This window comes from Cystobacter fuscus DSM 2262 (genome assembly GCF_000335475.2).
GTDB lineage: Bacteria > Myxococcota > Myxococcia > Myxococcales > Myxococcaceae > Cystobacter > Cystobacter fuscus.
Genome location: NZ_ANAH02000033.1, coordinates 1 through 17,411 on the forward strand (window position 1 = coordinate 1; position 17,411 = coordinate 17,411).

General features: G+C 69.3%; 15 protein-coding genes. 6 read left to right on the plus strand and 9 right to left on the minus strand.

Annotated elements, in window-relative coordinates; all coding sequences use genetic code 11:
- Nucleotides 1-19: 19 nt before the first annotated feature.
- Nucleotides 20-2,395 (plus strand): glycoside hydrolase family 140 protein, encoded by a 2,376-nt coding sequence (locus tag D187_RS51725; RefSeq protein ID WP_002632742.1) that lies wholly within the window; start codon nt 20-22, stop codon nt 2,393-2,395.
- An 819-nt stretch (nt 2,396-3,214) separates the two neighbouring features.
- Here the strand turns inward: D187_RS51725 and D187_RS36170 are convergent.
- The 4 genes from D187_RS36170 to D187_RS55765 are packed head-to-tail and all read right to left on the minus strand — an operon-like array spanning nt 3,215 to nt 5,378.
- The gene (locus D187_RS36170; RefSeq protein WP_002625334.1) at nt 3,215-3,607 is read right to left on the minus strand and encodes a hypothetical protein; all 393 of its coding nucleotides are present in this window, start codon (nt 3,605-3,607) and stop codon (nt 3,215-3,217) included.
- A 24-nt stretch (nt 3,608-3,631) separates the two neighbouring features.
- Nucleotides 3,632-4,297 carry a HEAT repeat domain-containing protein gene (locus D187_RS50885; RefSeq protein ID WP_002625335.1) on the minus strand — a complete coding sequence of 222 codons (666 nt, stop codon included), beginning with the start codon at nt 4,295-4,297 and terminating at the stop codon, nt 3,632-3,634.
- 51 nt (nt 4,298-4,348) lie between these two features.
- Entirely contained in the window at nt 4,349-4,606 is a 258-nt protein-coding gene (locus tag D187_RS36180) for a hypothetical protein (protein WP_155893838.1), read from the minus strand.
- A complete protein-coding gene (locus D187_RS55765) occupies nt 4,587-5,378 on the minus strand; it encodes an immunity 53 family protein (protein WP_051256698.1) in 792 nt (263 codons plus the stop codon). The genes D187_RS36180 and D187_RS55765 overlap by 20 nt, the downstream gene beginning before the upstream one ends.
- Nucleotides 5,379-5,779: 401 nt before the next feature.
- Here D187_RS55765 and D187_RS36190 point away from each other — a divergent pair, with 401 nt between their 5' ends.
- Nucleotides 5,780-6,856 carry a TauD/TfdA family dioxygenase gene (locus tag D187_RS36190; RefSeq protein ID WP_002625338.1) on the plus strand — a complete coding sequence of 359 codons (1,077 nt, stop codon included), beginning with the start codon at nt 5,780-5,782 and terminating at the stop codon, nt 6,854-6,856.
- Nucleotides 6,857-6,903: 47 nt separating this feature from the next.
- On the opposite strand, the gene D187_RS36195 is transcribed toward D187_RS36190, so the two are convergent.
- Both D187_RS36195 and D187_RS58950 read right to left on the minus strand, forming a co-directional pair.
- The gene (locus D187_RS36195) at nt 6,904-7,782 is read right to left on the minus strand and encodes a GGDEF domain-containing protein (protein ID WP_002625339.1); all 879 of its coding nucleotides are present in this window, start codon (nt 7,780-7,782) and stop codon (nt 6,904-6,906) included.
- Nucleotides 7,783-7,824: 42 nt separating this feature from the next.
- A complete protein-coding gene (locus tag D187_RS58950; RefSeq protein WP_002625340.1) occupies nt 7,825-9,969 on the minus strand; it encodes a hypothetical protein in 2,145 nt (714 codons plus the stop codon).
- Nucleotides 9,970-10,151: 182 nt separating this feature from the next.
- Here D187_RS58950 and D187_RS36205 point away from each other — a divergent pair, with 182 nt between their 5' ends.
- Together D187_RS36205 and D187_RS36210 are read left to right on the plus strand one after the other, a co-directional pair.
- Nucleotides 10,152-10,445: a DciA family protein gene (locus D187_RS36205; protein WP_002625341.1), complete on the plus strand. Its 294-nt coding sequence runs from the start codon at nt 10,152-10,154 to the stop codon at nt 10,443-10,445.
- Nucleotides 10,446-10,466: 21 nt separating this feature from the next.
- Complete coding sequence (locus D187_RS36210) at nt 10,467-11,972, plus strand: CAP domain-containing protein (RefSeq protein WP_002625342.1); 1,506 nt, start codon at nt 10,467-10,469, stop codon at nt 11,970-11,972.
- A gap of 18 nt (nt 11,973-11,990) precedes the next feature.
- Here the strand turns inward: D187_RS36210 and D187_RS36215 are convergent, their stop codons facing one another.
- Nucleotides 11,991-12,227: a hypothetical protein gene (locus D187_RS36215; RefSeq protein ID WP_002625343.1), complete on the minus strand. Its 237-nt coding sequence runs from the start codon at nt 12,225-12,227 to the stop codon at nt 11,991-11,993.
- Between the two features lie 405 nt (nt 12,228-12,632).
- Between D187_RS36215 and D187_RS36220 the strand changes: the two genes are divergently transcribed.
- Nucleotides 12,633-14,780 carry a transglycosylase SLT domain-containing protein gene (locus tag D187_RS36220; protein ID WP_002625345.1) on the plus strand — a complete coding sequence of 716 codons (2,148 nt, stop codon included), beginning with the start codon at nt 12,633-12,635 and terminating at the stop codon, nt 14,778-14,780.
- A 75-nt stretch (nt 14,781-14,855) separates the two neighbouring features.
- On the opposite strand, the gene D187_RS36225 is transcribed toward D187_RS36220, so the two are convergent.
- Together D187_RS36225 and D187_RS36230 are read right to left on the minus strand one after the other, a co-directional pair.
- Nucleotides 14,856-15,470, minus strand: coding sequence for a class I SAM-dependent methyltransferase (locus tag D187_RS36225; protein ID WP_002625346.1), 615 nt, complete (start codon nt 15,468-15,470; stop codon nt 14,856-14,858).
- Between the two features lie 5 nt (nt 15,471-15,475).
- Entirely contained in the window at nt 15,476-16,396 is a 921-nt protein-coding gene (locus D187_RS36230; RefSeq protein ID WP_002625347.1) for a pseudouridine-5'-phosphate glycosidase, read from the minus strand.
- A gap of 94 nt (nt 16,397-16,490) precedes the next feature.
- On the opposite strand from D187_RS36230, the gene D187_RS36235 reads away from it, so the two are divergent.
- Nucleotides 16,491-17,399 carry a DMT family transporter gene (locus D187_RS36235; protein ID WP_002625348.1) on the plus strand — a complete coding sequence of 303 codons (909 nt, stop codon included), beginning with the start codon at nt 16,491-16,493 and terminating at the stop codon, nt 17,397-17,399.
- Nucleotides 17,400-17,411 lie beyond the last annotated feature (12 nt).

Consider the following 17,411-nt stretch of genomic DNA (forward strand, 5'->3'; position numbering starts at 1 on the left):
TGGGTGGTAGAAGCGCGCGATGCGCAAGACCCCCCTTCTTCTCTTGTCGTTGTCGCTCCTGTCGGCCTGTGCCGGCGAGCAGGAGCTCCGGGACGAAGCGACCCGCCGCGAGGCAACGCTCGCCACGCCCCTGCCCCGTCTCCGCGTGAGCGCCAATTCGCGCTACCTCGTCAAGGACGACGGCTCGCCGTTCTTCTACCTCGGAGATACGGCGTGGGAGCTCTTCCACCGGCTCAACCGCTCCGAGGCCGTGACGTATCTCCAGAAGCGCGCCGACCAGGGATTCACCGTGGTGCAGGCCGTGGCCGTGGCGGAGCTGGATGGGGTGAATACGCCCAACGCCCACGGGGACAAGCCGTTCACGAACAACAACCCCGCGACCCCCGCAACCACGCCGGGCGCCGACCCGGGCGACGCCACCCAGTATGACTACTGGGACCACGTCGACTTCATCGTCTCCGAGGCCGAGTCCCGGGGCATCTACACGGCGCTCTTGCCCACGTGGGGCAGCCACGTCCTGAACGGAACCCTCAACACCTCCAACGCCCAGGCCTACGGCCAGTTCCTCGGCAGCCGCTACGCCGGCAAGCCCATCATCTGGGTGCTCGGCGGAGACCGCTCCCCCGCGGGTTACGAGGCCGTGTGGCGCGCGCTCGCCAAGGGCATCGCCCTCGGCGTGTCCGGCACCGAGGACTACGCCCAGCTCCTCATGACGTACCACCCGCCGGGAGCCGCCACCTCCAGCACCTGGTTCCACAATGAGCCGTGGCTGGACTTCAACATGCGGCAGAACGGCCACTGCGCGAACACCGACGTCTGGAACCTCAACGCATCCGATCTGGCCCTCTCCCCCAGCAAGCCCGTCCTGGACGGCGAGCCGCTCTATGAGCAGCACCCCATCTGCTTCAACGCGCCCACCCATGGGTACTCGAACGACTACGAGATCCGGAAGTATGCGTACTGGGACGTGTTCGCGGGGGCGTTCGGCCACACCTATGGCCACCACTCGGTCTGGCAGATGTACGCGCCGGGCCGCTCCCCGGTGAATGGTCCCCAGAACTACTGGTCCGAGGCCCTCCTCCAACCGGGCGCCTCCCAGATGAAGTTCCTCCGCCGGCTCATCGAGTCCAGGCCGTTGCTCGTGCGCATCCCGGACCAGACCGTCCTCTCCACGAGCGCGGGCTCCGGCACGGCCCGGATCCAGGCCACCCGGGGCTCGGACGGCGGCTATGCCTTCGTCTACAGCGCCTCCGGGCAGTCCTTCGGCGTGAACATGAACAAGCTCTCCGGCGGCACGGTCCGGGCCTCCTGGTACGACCCGCGCAATGGGACCTCCACCCTGGTGGGCACGTTCCCCAACACGGGCACCCGGCAGTTCACTCCGCCGGGCAGCGGGGCCGGACAGGACTGGGTGCTGGTGCTGGATGACGCCTCACGCGGCTTCCCGCTCCCGGGCGAGGTCGTGACCCAGCCGCCCCCGAATGGCTCGTTCTACCGAGCCATCAACCTCAATGGCGCCGCCACCGTCATCGATGGCAGGAATTGGGAAGGCGGCGATGCTCCCAACTACACGTTCACGGGAACCGCTTTCGCCAACCCCGCCGTCACGCTCAACCCCGCCACCGACGCCAACCGCGCGGCGATGATCCGCTCCTCCATCTGGAGCACGTCGGCCGCGGTGCGGCTGCACGCGATGCCCAGCGGCTCCTACACGGTGTACCTCTACACCTGGGAAGACAATGATCCGGAGACGTTCAGCGTCTACCTCGAGGGCTCCCTGGTGAAGGCCAACCACGACAGCGGCCCGGCGGGGACGTGGGCCCGGCTCGGCCCGTGGACCGTCACGGTCACCGATGGCACCCTGGATCTGACCACCTCGGGCGGTGCGGCCAACCTCTCCGGCATCGAGGTTCTCGGCGCCGGGGGAGGCGGAAACACCTTCGTCCGCGGCGTCAACTTCAACGGGAGCGCGGTCACCATCGACGGCCAGGCGTGGCAGTCCTACTCCACCGCCCTGGCCAATGGCCTCGGGGTGAACGCCCCCAACCTGACGACCACCACGGTGACGCCAGTCCCGGCGACGGACAGCGGCACGAGCGCCATGCTCAACTCCGCCATCTGGAAGATGAACTCGGATCTCCTGGTGAGTCAGTCGATCGCCAACGGCGACTACTCCGTCTCGCTCTGGATCATGGAGAACTACCAGTCCAACTCCCGCTCCTTCCGGATCCGCCTGGAGGGCACCGAGGTCGAGAGCGCGGCGGGCAGCCTGCCGCTGGGAGGCTGGAAGAAGTACGGCCCCTATCCCGTGACGGTGGGTGATGGCGCGCTGAACGTGGACCTCGTCCGCGTGAGTGGAGACCCCCACCTCATGGGAATGGCCATCTTCAAGTAGCGCTGCCGCGCGAGAATCCGCGAGTCCATCCAGGGCCTGTTGCAGGCCCTCCTCAAGGAGCGCCGCGCCGTCTTCTCCGGGCAGGCACGCTGCCACGTCGCACCTTGGAACGTGGCACCCAATCAGGTGAATCAGGGCGGTGCCAGTCTTGTGCCCGCAGCCAGTCATCGTACCGAACGAAAATAGAGCGCATCCCGGTTGGTCGCTCGCGATCTGTGAGGAACTCGTCGAGAGTCGAGAACAGGAAGGCGACCCGCGCCTCCTCCGTTGCCGCGGAAGGGGCGCCAGCTCGCCCTGACGGGTCAAGACTCAAGAGGAGCTGGGACCACGCCAGGTTGTTCCCGCCGTTCAGCCTCACGATCAGCCACTCCCTGAATCCGGCGAGAAGGCCACCATTCGTTGCGATGTCGAAACCATCCACGAATGCAACGGCACCATCGAAGTCTATGCGCCGCAAATACATGCCGGGGCACCTTCTCACCATCTCCAACACGTGCGGCAAAGGCATGGTTATCACCTAAAACCGAAAATTGATGAAATCTGCATCATCTCCCCTCCCGACCAGCACAGCCGCTCCGAGGGAGCAGAGCCGCTGCTGGTGGGCAGCGTCGTCCGATGCGGGAACACGTTACGGACCACGACCCTGTGGGTATTCGCAGACGTCCTGCTCGTCGTTCCACCTGCCTCCCGCATCGAGGCACTGGTCGATTCGCCACCAGCGCCCGCAGGACGGGACAGCGAGCACGAGCACCAGGAGCAGGACCACGGCGAGTGCAATCGGGAGTCGGCGATTCATGAGTCTTTCGGTACATCCGTGCGCTAGGAGTCCAAGCGAGCGCTGGTGAAGGTGGGAGGAAATTCCGTCGCCACATCAATACAGTCATCGCCTGTGTAGATGGCGTAATGACGGAGGTTGACGCCATCCAGAACGCCTCCCGACTCCTCTCGAAGCCACGCCAGCCAACGAGAATGACCCACCAGGAAGACCCCCTCCGTGGAATAGGGCCTGCGCTCGTGCCAGGTTCGGAGGCGGTAGCTCTCGTTGATGTTCCGGTATCCCACGAACCCCTCGAATGTCAGCTCGACAGCGCGCTCGCTGGCGCCATCGGCGAGGACGATTTTCAAGCCCAGGCGCGTGTCGGTCAGGCTCATGCATTCAAGCGCCCTGAACCCCAAGGTGCCCACGTCGATGGGCGCGTACGTCTCCGTCATGATGTCATGGACCCTATCGAATTTTCATCCCCCCTTGTCACCGATCTTCTTGAGGGCCAGACTCGCCTCCGAGCGGACCTGTTCAATCTTGTCCTTCTCCAAGTGGCGAAGCACGAGGACGGCACGCTTCCGCAATTCGACGTTCGTCGTCTCCCTGGCGAGGACTTCGAGTCCATGCGGGACGAAAGCTCTCGCCGGCATGGACGCGACTCTCGCCAACCTCACGAGTGCGTCCAGCGCGGCCTGGTCGCCATAGCGGCCTCCAACTGGAATGATTGGCAGATGTTTGGTCGAGCCGAGCGCATTGGTAGCGCAGTATCGGACCTCGGGCGAATCGTCTTTCAAGGCCTCCTGAAGAGCATCGACGGCGGCTTTGAACTCCTTGGAATCGGTCTCGATCTTTTCGAACAAGTAGGAGATGCACTCCGCGGCCTGACCTCGAATCTTGGGGTGCTCCTTCTGGTCCGAGAGAATCCGGATCATGAGGTCCCACAAGCTGACGTCGCCATGCCAGGTCAGCGCATAGAGGATACCCTGTCGCACCTCGACACGCTCCTCGCTGGCGAGCAACTCGAGTAGCCTCGCCGTCGTCGAGCTATCCGCCGAAAGCAGCTTCGCCGCCTCGATGATGGCCTCGGGATCCGATCCTCGGATGTCCCTCAGCGCGGCTTCCCTCTGCTCTTCGGTCAAGGGCTCTCTCTGACTCATATGCGAATTCCGAATACACAGCAGCACCATGGCTCAGCGTGGCATCTCGGCGACGCCGAGTGAGCCATCCGCCCGGAGGAGCAAGACGCCCTGCCATCCGAATAGCGCATTACGAAACGAACACTCCAGGCCATTCAAGTTCACACTCAAGACATCAAGACCGCAGCCTGTTTCGTTGAGCACGACGATCGCCGTGCGCCCGCTCCAATAGAAGAATCCAACAAGAAGCAACACGAGAATGAAGAACACAGACAGCAGCATCTGGATGAAATCAGTTCGAGCGGTTGTCATGGATCCGAGCCCATACCCGGAAGCAGTTCAGGATGGCTCGAAGCTTCCGGGGATCTCCCGCTCCGATGAAGCGTCCCTCCTTGATGGAGCAGTCCATCCAATCGTCTCCTCCCTGATTCCCGTTGCTCTCCGAGGGGGGCTCCCCCGTGCGTTGAATCACGGCATCCGCCATGCGCCCCTCCAGGTTCGTTCCACGCAGATCGACCTCGAGCAACCATCCCGGGTTGTCCAGGGATTGGATGCTCACCCCCTGATGATGGGCCCACTCCTCACGGCACTGGGACTCATACCACTGCTCCAGCCATTCCAGGTCGGAGAGGGCGTCTTCCCGGGTCCATTGGCGCTTCTTGCCGGGTGGAGGGGTCCCACCGGCCGCTCTTATACGGGCATCCTGCTCCACTCCCCAGAGCTGAGAAAGCCTGAGCATCTCCCGTTCGATCAACTGCTCGAAGTGAGCTTCCAGCTCAGGCCCGAAGCCATTCGGCACATACTGGGCAAAGCCCAGTTCCGAGTCGCCGAGCCAGCGGAGCTGCGCACGATGCGGCTCCAACGCTACCCGCGCCCCTTGCATCGCCTGCTGGAGGGCCTGAACCGAATCGACCCCCCAGGCCTCCCGGCGGATCGGACCAATGCCCTCCAAGCCACTGATCTCAAAAGGGCAACGAAAATCCCCCGTCTCCCCGTCACGCTCGGGCTGAAAGAACGCGACCTCCACGTGTCCGCGACCGTCAGCCCTGTCGTAGCGCCTCCGTGCGATCACCCCTTGAATCATCGGCTCCTCACCGTTTGTCGGGCCACTGAATGCACTCCCCGTAACCAGAGCCATGATCAGTCCAGACAATACACTTCTCTCCGGCCCGGCAATCCGATTGCTTCTCGCAGACCACGAAACACGAAGTCTGGGCAAATGGTCCCCATCCAGAGTTCTTCCAGATCACGCACGTCTCACCAGCAACACAATCGGAGTTCGACTCACACCCCCTGCGCTCCTTCATCTCACTGCAAGAGCACAGAAAAAACGCAAGAACCCAGAGAGCCTTGAGCACTTCGACCTCCTCCCGAAAGAAACGGCCAAGACCTGATCCGGGCCGTCCGGAGATTGATCGTACCCGAGGACCTCTCGCCTCCCTCCAACTTGTTCGGACGCCGCGACTGCTGCTAACGCTGCGCCCCATGATGGCCTCGACGACCTCCACCCCCTCTGTCACCTGGCCCGGCCGCGTCCTCGAAGGACCCGCCGCGTGGCGCGGCGCGGACCTCGCCCGGAGCGAGACGTGGATCCACCGCTTCTCGTCCGGCGAACTCGCCGAGTTGGACCGGGCACTCGCCGGGGTGCGCGGGCTGCCCCGCCCGGTGCTCGACGTCACCCGGGACAACTTCGTCCTCCCCACGCTCGCGCCCACCCTGGCGCGCGTGAAACACGAGTTGCTGCATGGCCGCGGCTTCATCCTCTTCCGGGGCTTGCCCACCGAGCGCTACTCGCTCCCGGAGCTGGCCACGCTGTTCTGGGGGCTCGGCACGTACCTCGGCACGGCCGTGTCACAGAACGCCCAGGGGCACGTGCTCGGGCATGTGAAGGATCTGGGGTACGACGCCAACAACCCCAGCACGCGCCTCTACCAGACCAACCAGCGGCAGGGCTATCACACGGACTCCGCGGACATCGTGGGGCTGCTGTGCTTGCGCACCGCCAGGCACGGAGGGCTCAGCAGCCTCGCCAGCACGGTGTCCGTCTACAACGAGATGTACCGGCGCCGGCCGGACCTCGCCCGCGTCCTCTTCGAGCCCTTCCACACCGACCACCGCGGCGAGTACCGGCCCGGCCACAAGCCCTACTTCTCCATCCCCGTGCTCAACTTCCACGCGGGCGAGCTCACGGGCATCTACCAGCGCCGCTACATCGAGTCCGCCCAGCGCTTCGAGGAGGCCCCCCGGCTGACGCCCCAGCAGGTGGAGGCGCTCGATCTGTTCGACACCCTGCTCGATGACCCCGCGCTGCACCTGGAGATGCGACTCGAGCCCGGGGACATGCAGTTCATCCACAACCATCAGCTCCTCCACGACCGGACGGCCTTCGAGGACTGGCCGGAGCCCGAGCGCCGGCGGCACCTGCTGCGGCTGTGGTTGTGCCCACCGGATGGCCGCCCGCTGCCGCCTGTCTTCACCGAGCGCTACGGCAGCGTGGAGGTGGGACGGCGCGGCGGTGTCCAGGTGCCCGTCAGCGAGCTCAAGGCGCCCCTGGATGTCTGAGTGATAATGCCAACCCACGAGCGCATGGAGTGGAATGACAAATCAAATCACGAGCAGACGCGGTTGCGGCCCGCCGCCTTCGCCTCGTACAGCTTCGCGTCCGCCGCCCGCTTCAAGTCCACCAGGTCCCGGTGCCCCGACTCCAGCACCGCCACCCCCAGCGAGATGGAGATGGGAATCAGGGTGTTGTCGAACTCGAAGCGCTGTTTCTCCACCAGCCGGCGCGCCTTCTCCGCCAGCTTCACCGCGCCCACGAGGTCCACCTCGGGCAGCAGCACCCCGAACTCCTCCCCGCCATAGCGCGCGAACACGTCCTCGCGGCGGATGCGCGTGCGCAGCGTGGAGGCGAGCTGCTTGAGCACGTAGTCCCCCGCCAGGTGCCCGTGCTGATCATTCACCCGCTTGAAGTGATCCACGTCGAACATCACCAGCGCCAGGCTGCGCTCGTAGCGGCGCGAGCGTGACACCTCGCGCTCCAGCGCCTCCTCGAAGTAGCGCCGGTTGTAGATCTGCGTCAGCCCGTCCATCGTCGTCAGCCGGTAGATCTCATCGTGGTACGCCGTCTCGATGTTCCCCCCGGCGATGAACTTGAAGATCGTCCGGCCAATCTTCACCAGGTCCCCGTTGCACAGAGGCGTCTCCCCCCGCACCGGCTCGTCGTTCACGAACGTGCCGTTCGTCGACTCCAGGTCCTTGATGAACACCCCCCGCTTGCTCGTGGTGATGCACGCGTGGTTGCGGCTGATGGACTCCTGGTCCACCTGGATCTCCGCCTTGGCCGAGCGGCCAATGAGCGTCTCCGTCTTGCACAGGTCGTACTTGCGCCCCAGCTCCAGGCCGTAGATCACCACCAGGGCCGCGTCGAGATCGACCGGCCGCTCGGAAATCTTCGAGATGACCGTGACGACGGTCTCGTTCTGACCCATGACTGTCAGGACGGTAGCCCAGGGATACCCTGGAAGCCAACTTCAGGGGGTCACCGTCAGGGCCGACCAGGCGACCACCAGCTCACCCAGCCGCGACAGGTGCTCGTCCCGCGTCAGCGCCTCCAGCGGCAAGAGCTCGCCGTCCGGCAGCCCGCCCTCGCGCAGGCTCCACGCCTGCAACTCCAGCGACGCGAAGGAGCCCAGGTGGTTGCCCTGGAACGTGCGATCCTCGAGCGGCGCGGGAGGCATGGGCAGGCGCACGCCCTGGGAGTCTCGCGACGTGTCCAGCAACACCACCCACCGCCGCCCCGCCCCGTTGGAGAACACCGCGCGCAGCACCGTGCCCGGGGGAAGTCCCGGAGCCGTGGGGGGACGCAACCACCGGCCCCCCTCGTCGTCCACCGGGGAGTAGCGCGCGCCCTCGGGCACGGGGAGGAACGGACCCTGGATCTCCACCGGAGCGGCGCCCGTGGGATCGAAGGGCAGCGTCTTCAGCGTGCGCTGGATGAGCCCGCTCACCGCCCCCTCCGAGGAGGACGCCGTGAGGTGCAACACATAGGGACTGCCCTCGAGCCCATGGTGGGTGGGCGCCATCCGCACCCGCACGAGCCCCGACGCGAACGGGACGGGCTGGGTGTTCGGGTCCGCCAGCCCCGTGTTCATCCCCAGGCCGAGGCCCAGGGGGACACCGCCCCGCCCCGGCACCCGTGCCGAGCCCAGCACCCACACACTGTCCAAGTAGCGGCCCTGGTGGACAGGCAGCGCGGGCACGCGCAGGACGAAGGGAAAGCCCAGCGCCATGCTCCGCGCATCGGAGAAGTCGGGAGCGAGCCGCGTGAAGGCCCCCGGGCCCTCTTCCAACGTGAAGCGCGCGTCCCTCACCACCCAGGACTTGAAGGTGCGCAGCGACGGCATCGCCCGCGCGAGCAGGGAGCCCACGTCCACCCCACCGCCCAACTGCAGCGCGTTGACGGGAAGCTCGCCCCCGAGTCCCCACGCCGTCCGCACGCCACAGGTGCCATCCCGCGTGCGCGTCTCCTCGTCGCACACCCCCGCGCTCCCCCGCCCCTGGACGTCCAGTTCCCGCAGCGTGGAGCCCGCGAGCACCGCGAAGGCCCCCGCCGGCAACGTCGCCACCCGCCGCTGGCCAGCCGACAAGAAGTCCACCTGCCGCTCCGGCTCCAGCAGCGACGACGCCGCCGCGCCCGGCCCCTCGTCCGGCGAGGACAGCCCCGCCACCCCCATGTGCATCGTCAGGCGCTCCGACAGGCCCTGCACCGTGCCCTCGAAGCCTCCGGTCCGTCCGGTGGGATTGCGCCTCAAGGGCAGGGACAGCTCCCCGGGCCCCGTCTCCCCCGCGTGCGCCACCGTGAGGTAGTCGAAGTCCTCGTGGAAGACGGAGACGCTGCCCGCCTTCGCGCCCCCGGTGGGCAGCGCCACGCCGCCCTCGTCCGTGAGCGCCTCGCCCGTCACCGCCCCCGCCGCGTCCGCCACCACCACCCGCGCGCCGGAAATGGGACGGCCCGTCTGCTCGTCCGTCACCACCACGCGCATCCGCCCGGGCTCCAGCGCCTCCAACACCCGCACGCGCGCCGTGCACACCGCGCCCCCGATCTCCGCCCGCACCGTCTCCCGCGGCTCGGACGTGGGCGCCGACAACACGAAGGAGGAGCCCCCCGCGTCCACGCTCACGCTCGCCTCCAACGCCGTCCACCGCTGCTCGGCGGGCGACACCGCCACCGGCTCGCCCGTCTCGTCCCATGCCAGCAGCGAGAAGCGCACCCGCGACCCCACCCGCCCCACCACATGGTCCGGCGTCACCCGGCACGTCCGGGCCCGGGCCACCGGGGAGTTGGTGCACCGCCCATCGCGACACACCTGCCCCGACGCCGCGCACTCCTCGTCCGCCGAGCACATCGCCTCCACGCACTGCTGGTTGTCGTCGCACTGGCAGCCCAGCGGGTTGTCGTCGCAGGCGGAGAGCCGGTACGCCGGGCCTCGCCTCGCCGCCATGCAGTCCTCCCGCGTGCGGCACGCCGCCTGGCAGCTCGCGCTCGCCGTGTCACAGATGAAGAGCCGGGGATCCGGGCAGTCCTCATCCACCTGGCAGCGCCCCAGCATCGGCGGGGTGTCCTCGTCGGGATCCGGAAGCAACCAGGGGAATCCGTCGCCGGAGCAGGCGGCCATCCATACGGCACTCCACAGCAGCAGGGCGCATCGCACCAGAAGAGGGGCTGGATTCATCGGCGGCTCCGGTAGGGTATCCAGGCAAGCGGCGGCCCTCGGGGTTGTCAAGCCGGGCCCGCAGCGGAGCGCCTCGGGGAGGACGGACGTTGGCATTCCGCGCGCCCCGGTCGATGATGCGCCCCATGGCCCGGCGCGATCCGCAGACCCTCGACCAGCTCCTTCCCCGTGTCCTGGCCCGCCTGGCCGAGCAGTCCGGCAAGGGGCGCACCCTCGGTCCGGTGTGGCGCGCCACGGTGGGGGACGCCATCGCCCGGCACTCCCGGCCCGCCTCGCTCGAGGGCGGCACCCTGGTGGTGTCCGTGGCCAGCGCCGAGTGGGCACACACCCTGTCGCGCCAGGAGGACTCGCTGCGCGAGCAGCTCAACCACCGGCTGGGCCCCGGTGCGGTGTCCTCGCTCGTCTTCCAGTTGGAGTAGCCCCAACGGAGTAGCCCAACGATGCTCGCCCTCGTCCTCGGCGCCCTCGTGGCCGCCACCCCCCTGACGCCCACCGACATGGAAGAGCGCACGGCGCGCCACGTGCTCCAGGAGTTCGAGCGCGTGGGCCGGCGCTCCCCCCAGGTGGACCCGGCTCTCACCGAGGCGGCGCGCGTGCTGGCGCGACGGGCGCTCGACGACAGCCCCGCGGGCGCGGTGGAGGAGCCCGCCCTCACCGAGGCCGTCAGCGACGCGGGCGGCGCCGATCCCTCCCCCCGCTCCTATGTCGTCCGCGCCGGAGAGCGCGAGCACGCCCTGGAGACGATCCTCGAGCGCAAGGACTTGAGCCAGGAGCGCGCCACGCACCTGGGCGTGGGCGTGGCGGTGGAGGGCTCGCGCTCGGCCCTCGTGGTGTTGCTCGCCGAGCGCAAGGCCGTGCTCCAGCGCTTCCCCCGCGTCTTCGACACCCCCACCCCCCAGGGCCTGTGCGGCGAGTTCACCGCCCCCCTGCGCGGCGCCCAGGTGTTCGTCACCCTGCCGGAGGGCCGCGTGGAGCGCCCCGCCCTCACGCGCGAGGAGGAGGCCACCTTCTGCACCCGGCTGCTGCTCGCGCGGCCGGGCCGCTACACGGTGGAAGTCGTCGGCCGGGGGGAGCGGGGCCCGGAGGTGGCGGCGCTGTTCCTCGTGGACGTGGGCACGCCCCGGCGGCGCGGCGAGGGCACGCGCGTGGAGGAGCCCACCAGCGTGGAGGCCGCGCGCGAGGCGGTGCTCGAGCGCATCAACGCGCTGCGTCGCGCCCAGGCACTGCCGCCGCTGAGCACCGACCGCACCCTGGAGGAGGTGGCCCAGGCCTACAGCGAGCGCATGGCGCGCGAGGGCTTCTTCGCCCACGTGGCGCCGGATGGCTCGGACTTGAGCAGCCGCTTGCGCGCCGCGGGGGCCCAGGCGCGCGTGTCCGGGGAGAACCTGGGCATGGCCTCCGGAGCGCTCGCCGCCCACGCCGGCATCGAACACAGCCCCGGCCACCGCAACAACCTGCTCGGCGCGCAGTTTACCCACGTGGGCCTCGGCGTGAGCTTCCACTCGGTGGACGGGCGCCCCCAGGTGCTGCTCACCGAGGTGTTCGCCTCGAGCGGTGGCACCTCGCACCCGGCGGATCCCCGCGAGGACGTGTACCAGGCACTCGCCGCCCACCGCGCCTCGCATGGACTGGCGCCCCTGCGGCGTCTGCCCTCCCTGGAGCGCCTCGCCCTGGAGCAGGCCCGGCGCGCACTCGCCGCCAACCGGCCCCCTTCCCAACTGCCGGGAGAACCCGTGCACGAGCGCGTCTTCCGGGCCTTGAATGACAATGCCCGGAGCGCCTCGGTGGATTTCTATGTGACGGACAATCCCTCGCGTTTACCAGATTCCAAGAATCTGGCGGATCGCAAGACAACCGTGATGGGTGTGGGCACCGTGCGCGGCGACTCCCCCACCTACGGAGAAGGGCGATACTGGGTGGTGGTCATCTACGCCGCCACCCGTTGACGCGCAGGGGCACGCGCGTCAGATGGCGCGGCGCTGGGTGGCGTAGGCCTCGATTCCCATCTGGGGAGGCGCCACCTGTTGGTTGAGCTGGCACTTCACGCAGGTGAAGGATTGCCAGCCACGACGCACCGCCTCGTCGAGACAGTTGTCGTAGTAGTTGCAGTTGAGGTTGCGGTGGGTCTCGACACCGGCACGCTTCGGCCCGGCCTCGGGGTTGATGGTCTGCGGAAGATCAGTCGGACACGGCTTGAACATGGAACAGCGCCCTCCCTGTGAATCAGTCGTCCCCCCGTGACACGCTTCAGCCTTTGAGACAACCTCTCAGGTCATGCGATGCAACACGTCGCACACCCTAGAGAACAGCATTCACTTGTCGCAACCAACCCAGCTTCCCGATGGTGGGTAGTCACCATTTCCGACTGGCGGCCGATTGCCCGGCGTTCGGCCAACAGTCCGGGTTGCTGGCGTTGCGGGGGGGGATCTAGGGCTTGTCGGCCCGTCTGTCAAACCGACCCCGGAGCAGGGAGACAGACATCCACGAAACGGGACAGGTGGGAATGTGTGCTCCCAGGCCCGTGTTGTGGTTCCCTTGGCCCGCGCCAAAGCGGTGGCTGAAGCGGTGGCTGAAGAGTGGATGAAGCGGTGCACAAGGAGAAGCGCATGCGACGGTGGACGGGCAGTGGGCTGCTGACGGTGATGGTGGGCACGGGGGCGTGGGCCCAGTCCGCCTCGACGCTGGAAGCCGTCCGGCTGCACCGCGCCGAGGCCCGGACCCAGGCGCGCCAGGAGCTCGAGGCGTGCGTGGCCCGCAAGTGCCCGGAACAAGGCCGGCTCGCCCTGCTCACCGGCACCCTCGCCCTGGCGGAGGGGGATGTGGCAGAAGCACGTACCCTGCTGACGGGCGCGGAGGTGCCCGCGCTGTTGCGGCCCTACCTCGCCTACTACCAGGGACAAGCGCACTTCTACGCGGGGGACGCGGCGGCGGCGGCGGCGGCGTTCGCCCGGGCGTTGGAGAAGGCGCCCCCGGCGCTCGCCCCCGGGGCCCGGGCCCGGCTGGGTGAGTCGCTGCTGGCCGCGGGCAAGGCGAAGGAGGCCGCCCCCATGCTGGAGGCCGCGGCCACCCAGGAGCCCAGCGCGGAGCTGCTCTTCCAGCGGGCCCAGGCGCGCAAGGCCCTGGGCAACGCCGCCGGAGAGCAGGCGGACCTGCGCGCCGTGGCGCTGCGCTACCCCAAGCACCCCTACGCGGACGAGGCCCTGGGGCTGCTCGAGGCCCTCAAGCCCCCGCTCCGGCTGACGCTCGCCGAGCACCTGCAACGCGCCCAGGGACTGCTGGACGCCGGCGACGCCAAGCGCGCCCTGGAGGAGTTGGAGCGGGCCGAGGCCGCGAAGCTCGTGCGCACCCCACCGGACAAGGCGCGCGTGGCGCTGGTGCGCGCCCAGGCGCTGTTCGCCACCGGCCAGAAGCCCAAGGCCGAGGAGGCCCTGTCCGTGGCGCGCCGGGGGCCCCCGGCGGTGGCCGCCGAGGCCGCCTATGTCACCGCCCGCCGGGCCATGAAGACGGACGACAACGCCACCGCCCGCAAGCTCATGCAGGCCCTGGAGAAGGAGTTCTCCAAGGAGGCCCCGGCCGACGAGGCGGGCTTCTTCGTGGGGTGGTTGGACTTGCAGGCGGGGCACTTCGCGGAGGCGGTGAAGGCCTTCAGCGACTTCGAGCAACGGCACGCGCGCTCGCGGCGCCGGGACGAGGCGATGTGGTACCGGGCGCTGGCGCACCTGAGGCTCGAGCAGTACCCCCAGGCGCGCGCGGTGCTGGACACGCTGGTGAGCACCTTTCCCCAGAGCAGCCTGGTGCCCCAGGCGCGCTACTGGGCGGCGCGCGGCCAGGCGCTCGAGGGCGCCTCGGCGGACGTCATCGGGCCCGCGTACGAGACCGTCATCACCAGCGCGCCCAACTCGTACTACGCCCTGCTCGCCGCCGAGCGGCTGCGCGAGCTGGGCAAGCAGCCGCCCCCGCCCTTTCCCGAGGCGCCCCGGCCCCCCAAGGGCAATGAGGTGCCCGCGGAGCTGAAGCTGGCGGTGGCGCTCACCGAGGCGGGGCTGTTCCGCGACGCGGCCGAGGACGTGCGGGCCCGCGCCGCGCGCATCCGGGATCCGGAGCAGGCGCTGGCGTTCGCGGGGGCGCTCTTGCGGCTGGGCGAGTACGGCAACGCGCACATGGTGGCGGCGCGGCACCTGTGGGGCCGGGCGTTCGGCGCGCGCATGCCCGAGGCGCTCGCCGCCTTCTATCCCCGCGCCTTCGAGAACGCGGTGCAGAGCGAGGCGTCACGCTACGAGGTGAGCCCCTACCTCGTCTGGGCCATCATGCGCCGCGAGAGCGCCTTCCGGCCCGAGGTGGCCAGTGCCGCGGACGCCCGGGGGCTGATGCAGGTGATTCCGCCCACCGCGCGCGCCATCGCCCGCAAGCTCGCCGAGCCGGAGCCCGCGCCCGCGGAGCTGTTCTCGCCCTCGCTGAGCATCCGGTATGGGGCGTGGTACCTGTCGCAGTTGATGAAGCGCTTCGCCCACCCGGCGCTCGCGGCGGCCGCGTACAACGCGGGGCCCGAGGCGGCCGTCAAATGGGTGAAGGACAAGGGCGTGCTCCCGCTCGACCTGTTCGTCGAGGAGATTCCCTTCCGCGAGACGCGTGGCTACGTGAAGCAGGTGCTCGCGGACCTGTATCTCTATCAATCCTTCTACGGCAAGGACACCTCGCCGCAACGTCTGTCATTGACGGTGCCCGTGCCCAACACCGAGGGCGTGGGGTTCTGACACGCCAGGTCAACCCCAGACACCACGCCCTGCTCCAAACCAGACACGCCCGCCGGGACCCCCCTCCCGGCGGGTTCACCTCGGCCGGGCCTCTCCGCGATAGGTGAAGGTCATGGGCCGGGGACCGCGCAGGTAGAAGCACTCCAGGTACTCGAGCCGGAAGCCCGCCTCCTCCAGGAGCGTGTCGACCTTCCGGTCGAGCCGGCAGCCCCCGGCGAGCCGACTCCACCCCGGCGTCAGCCAGCGCTGGAGCTGCTCGACGCGCGCTCGCGGCGACCGGCCATGCTCCACGAAGAGCAGCCGCCCCCCGGGCACGAGCACCCGGCGGATCTCCCCCAGCGCCCGGGGCGCATCGGGAATCGAGCACAGCGTCCACGTCATCACCACCGTGTCCACGCCGTGCGTCTCCAGGGGAAGGGCCTCCGCCGGATGGGCGAGCAGCTCCACGGGAAAGGGCCGCCCCTCGGCCCGGGCACGCGCCTGACGTTGCAGCTCCAGGCTCGGGTCCACCCCCCACAGCCGCTCCACCCCGGGTCCGTAGAAGGGCAGGTTCAACCCGGAGCCGATGCCCACCTCCAGCACCCGCCCCCGCGCCTGGGGCACGAGGAGCTGGCGCTGGCGCGTCATCTCCGGGTTGCGCATCACCCAGTCCAACAGCGGCGGGAGGACGTGGCGCTCGTAGAGGCCCATGGGCGTCAGCGCCCCGCCGCGCCCTGGGCGTACGCCACCGCGAGCTGTCCGGCGAAGCGGGCGTTGTTGGTGAGCAGGGCGAGGTTGGCGCGCAGCGTCTTGCCGCTCGTGCGCCGGGCCATCTCCGAGAGCAGGAAGGGCGTCACCGCCTTGCCGCGGATGCCCTGCCGATCGGCCTCCGCCAGCGCCGAGGCGATGTGCAGCTCCACCTCCGCGCGCGGCAGCGCCGTCTCCTCGGGCGGAGGCACGGTGAAGAGCAGGCCCCCCTGCCCCAGCGTCTCGAAGCGGGCGCGGCAGATCGCCGCCGCGCCGACGGCATCCTCCACGCGGTGCTCCAGGGGCAGCCCGGACGAGCGGCTGTAGAAGGACGGCAGCTCATCGGTGCCCACCCCGAGCACGGGCACGGCGACGGTCTCCAGCGCCTCGAGCGTCTTGGGCAGATCCAGCACGGACTTGGCCCCGGCGCACACCACCGCCACGGGGAAGCGCGCCAGCGCCCAGAGATCCTGGGAGATGTCCATCTGCTCGGCGACGCCGCGGTGCACGCCGCCAATGCCTCCGGTGGCGAAGACGCGGATGCCCGCGGCGGCGGCCACCTCGCACGTGGCGCTCACGGTGGTGCCTCCCGTGGCCTTCTGGGCGATGGCCACCGCCAGGTCCCGCGAGGCGAGCTTGAGCAGGCGCTCCTTGCCCTCGGCGAGCCGGCGCATGTGCGACTCCTCCAGCCCCACCCACACCTCCCCGTCCACCACGGCGATGGGAGCGGGCACGGCACCCGCGCGGCGCACGGCTTCCTCGCACGCCCGGGCCGCCCCGAGGTTGTCCGGATAGGGCAGCCCCTGGGCCACCACGCTCGTCTCCTGTGCCACCAACGGCACGCCCTGCTCCCGGGCGCGCCGGACCTCTTCGGAGTAACGCAAGTGCATGGGCCCAATACGCCATGGCCTTACCGGCGGGACAAGTGCGGAAGAGGGCCCCCCGGTTGCCAGCGTCGTCCACCAGCGCTATGCCGCCCCCGCCTTGAACGCCTCCAGCACCTCCGCCTTCGCCCCCGCGCCCCGCGCGGTCTCCTGGTCCGACCTCGCCCTCATCTCCGTCATCATCATCTGGGGGACGAACTACACGGTGGTGAAGGGGGCCCTGGAGAGCATTCCCCCCCTGGCCTTCATGTCGCTGCGCTTCGCGATCGCGTCCATCGCCATGGCGCTCGTGCTCCATGTGCGCGAGGGCTTCATCCCCCTGCCCCGCGCCACCGTGCTCAAGCTCGTGGGGCTCGGACTGGTGGGCCACACGCTCTACCAGTTCTGCTTCGTCATGGGCGTGGCCCACACCACCGCCGCCAACAGCGGCCTGCTCTCCTCGGGCACGCCCGTGGTCACCGCCCTGCTCGGCGCCCTGTTCGGCGTGGATCGGCTGCGCCGGCCGCTGGTGATGGGGCTCGTGCTCGCCATCCCCGGCGTGGTGCTCATCGTCCTGGCCCGGGGCCCGGGACTGGATGCGTCCACGCGCGTGGGAGATCTCTTCATCCTCGGCGCCTCGCTGTGCTGGGCGCTGTACACCGTGGGGCTGCGCTGGCTCGGGCCGGGGCTGTCCGCGCTGCGCATCACCGCGCTCTCCATGCTCACCGGCGCCCCGGGCGTCATCCTCCTGGGCGTGCCCGAGGTGCTGTCCCTCGAGGGCGCCACCCTCGGCCCGGGCGCCTGGGCGGGCGTGGTGTACTCGGCGCTCGTCCCCCTGGTGCTGGCCTATGTCGTCTGGAGCCGCAGCGTGCAGTCGGTGGGCAGCAGCCGCACGGCGCTCTACAGCAGTGGAACGCCCGTGGTGGCCGCGCTCACCGCCTGGGCCGTGCGCGGCGAGCGCCCCACCTGGGTCCAGGCCATGGGCGCGGTGCTCGTCATCTCCGGGGTGCTCGTCAGCCGCAGGCGGTGAGCGGCGCCCGGG

Coding starts and splice junctions, on each gene's coding strand:
- D187_RS51725 (WP_002632742.1), top strand. CDS start 20: ATGCGCAAGACCCCCCTTCTTCTCTTGTCGTTGTCGCTCCTGTCGGCC.
- D187_RS36170 (WP_002625334.1), bottom strand. CDS start 3,607: ATGACGGAGACGTACGCGCCCATCGACGTGGGCACCTTGGGGTTCAGG.
- D187_RS36180 (WP_155893838.1), bottom strand. CDS start 4,606: ATGACAACCGCTCGAACTGATTTCATCCAGATGCTGCTGTCTGTGTTC.
- D187_RS55765 (WP_051256698.1), bottom strand. CDS start 5,378: ATGATTCAAGGGGTGATCGCACGGAGGCGCTACGACAGGGCTGACGGT.
- D187_RS36190 (WP_002625338.1), top strand. CDS start 5,780: ATGATGGCCTCGACGACCTCCACCCCCTCTGTCACCTGGCCCGGCCGC.
- D187_RS36195 (WP_002625339.1), bottom strand. CDS start 7,782: ATGGGTCAGAACGAGACCGTCGTCACGGTCATCTCGAAGATTTCCGAG.
- D187_RS58950 (WP_002625340.1), bottom strand. CDS start 9,969: ATGGCCGCCTGCTCCGGCGACGGATTCCCCTGGTTGCTTCCGGATCCC.
- D187_RS36205 (WP_002625341.1), top strand. CDS start 10,152: ATGGCCCGGCGCGATCCGCAGACCCTCGACCAGCTCCTTCCCCGTGTC.
- D187_RS36210 (WP_002625342.1), top strand. CDS start 10,467: ATGCTCGCCCTCGTCCTCGGCGCCCTCGTGGCCGCCACCCCCCTGACG.
- D187_RS36215 (WP_002625343.1), bottom strand. CDS start 12,227: ATGTTCAAGCCGTGTCCGACTGATCTTCCGCAGACCATCAACCCCGAG.
- D187_RS36220 (WP_002625345.1), top strand. CDS start 12,633: ATGCGACGGTGGACGGGCAGTGGGCTGCTGACGGTGATGGTGGGCACG.
- D187_RS36225 (WP_002625346.1), bottom strand. CDS start 15,470: ATGGGCCTCTACGAGCGCCACGTCCTCCCGCCGCTGTTGGACTGGGTG.
- D187_RS36230 (WP_002625347.1), bottom strand. CDS start 16,396: ATGCACTTGCGTTACTCCGAAGAGGTCCGGCGCGCCCGGGAGCAGGGC.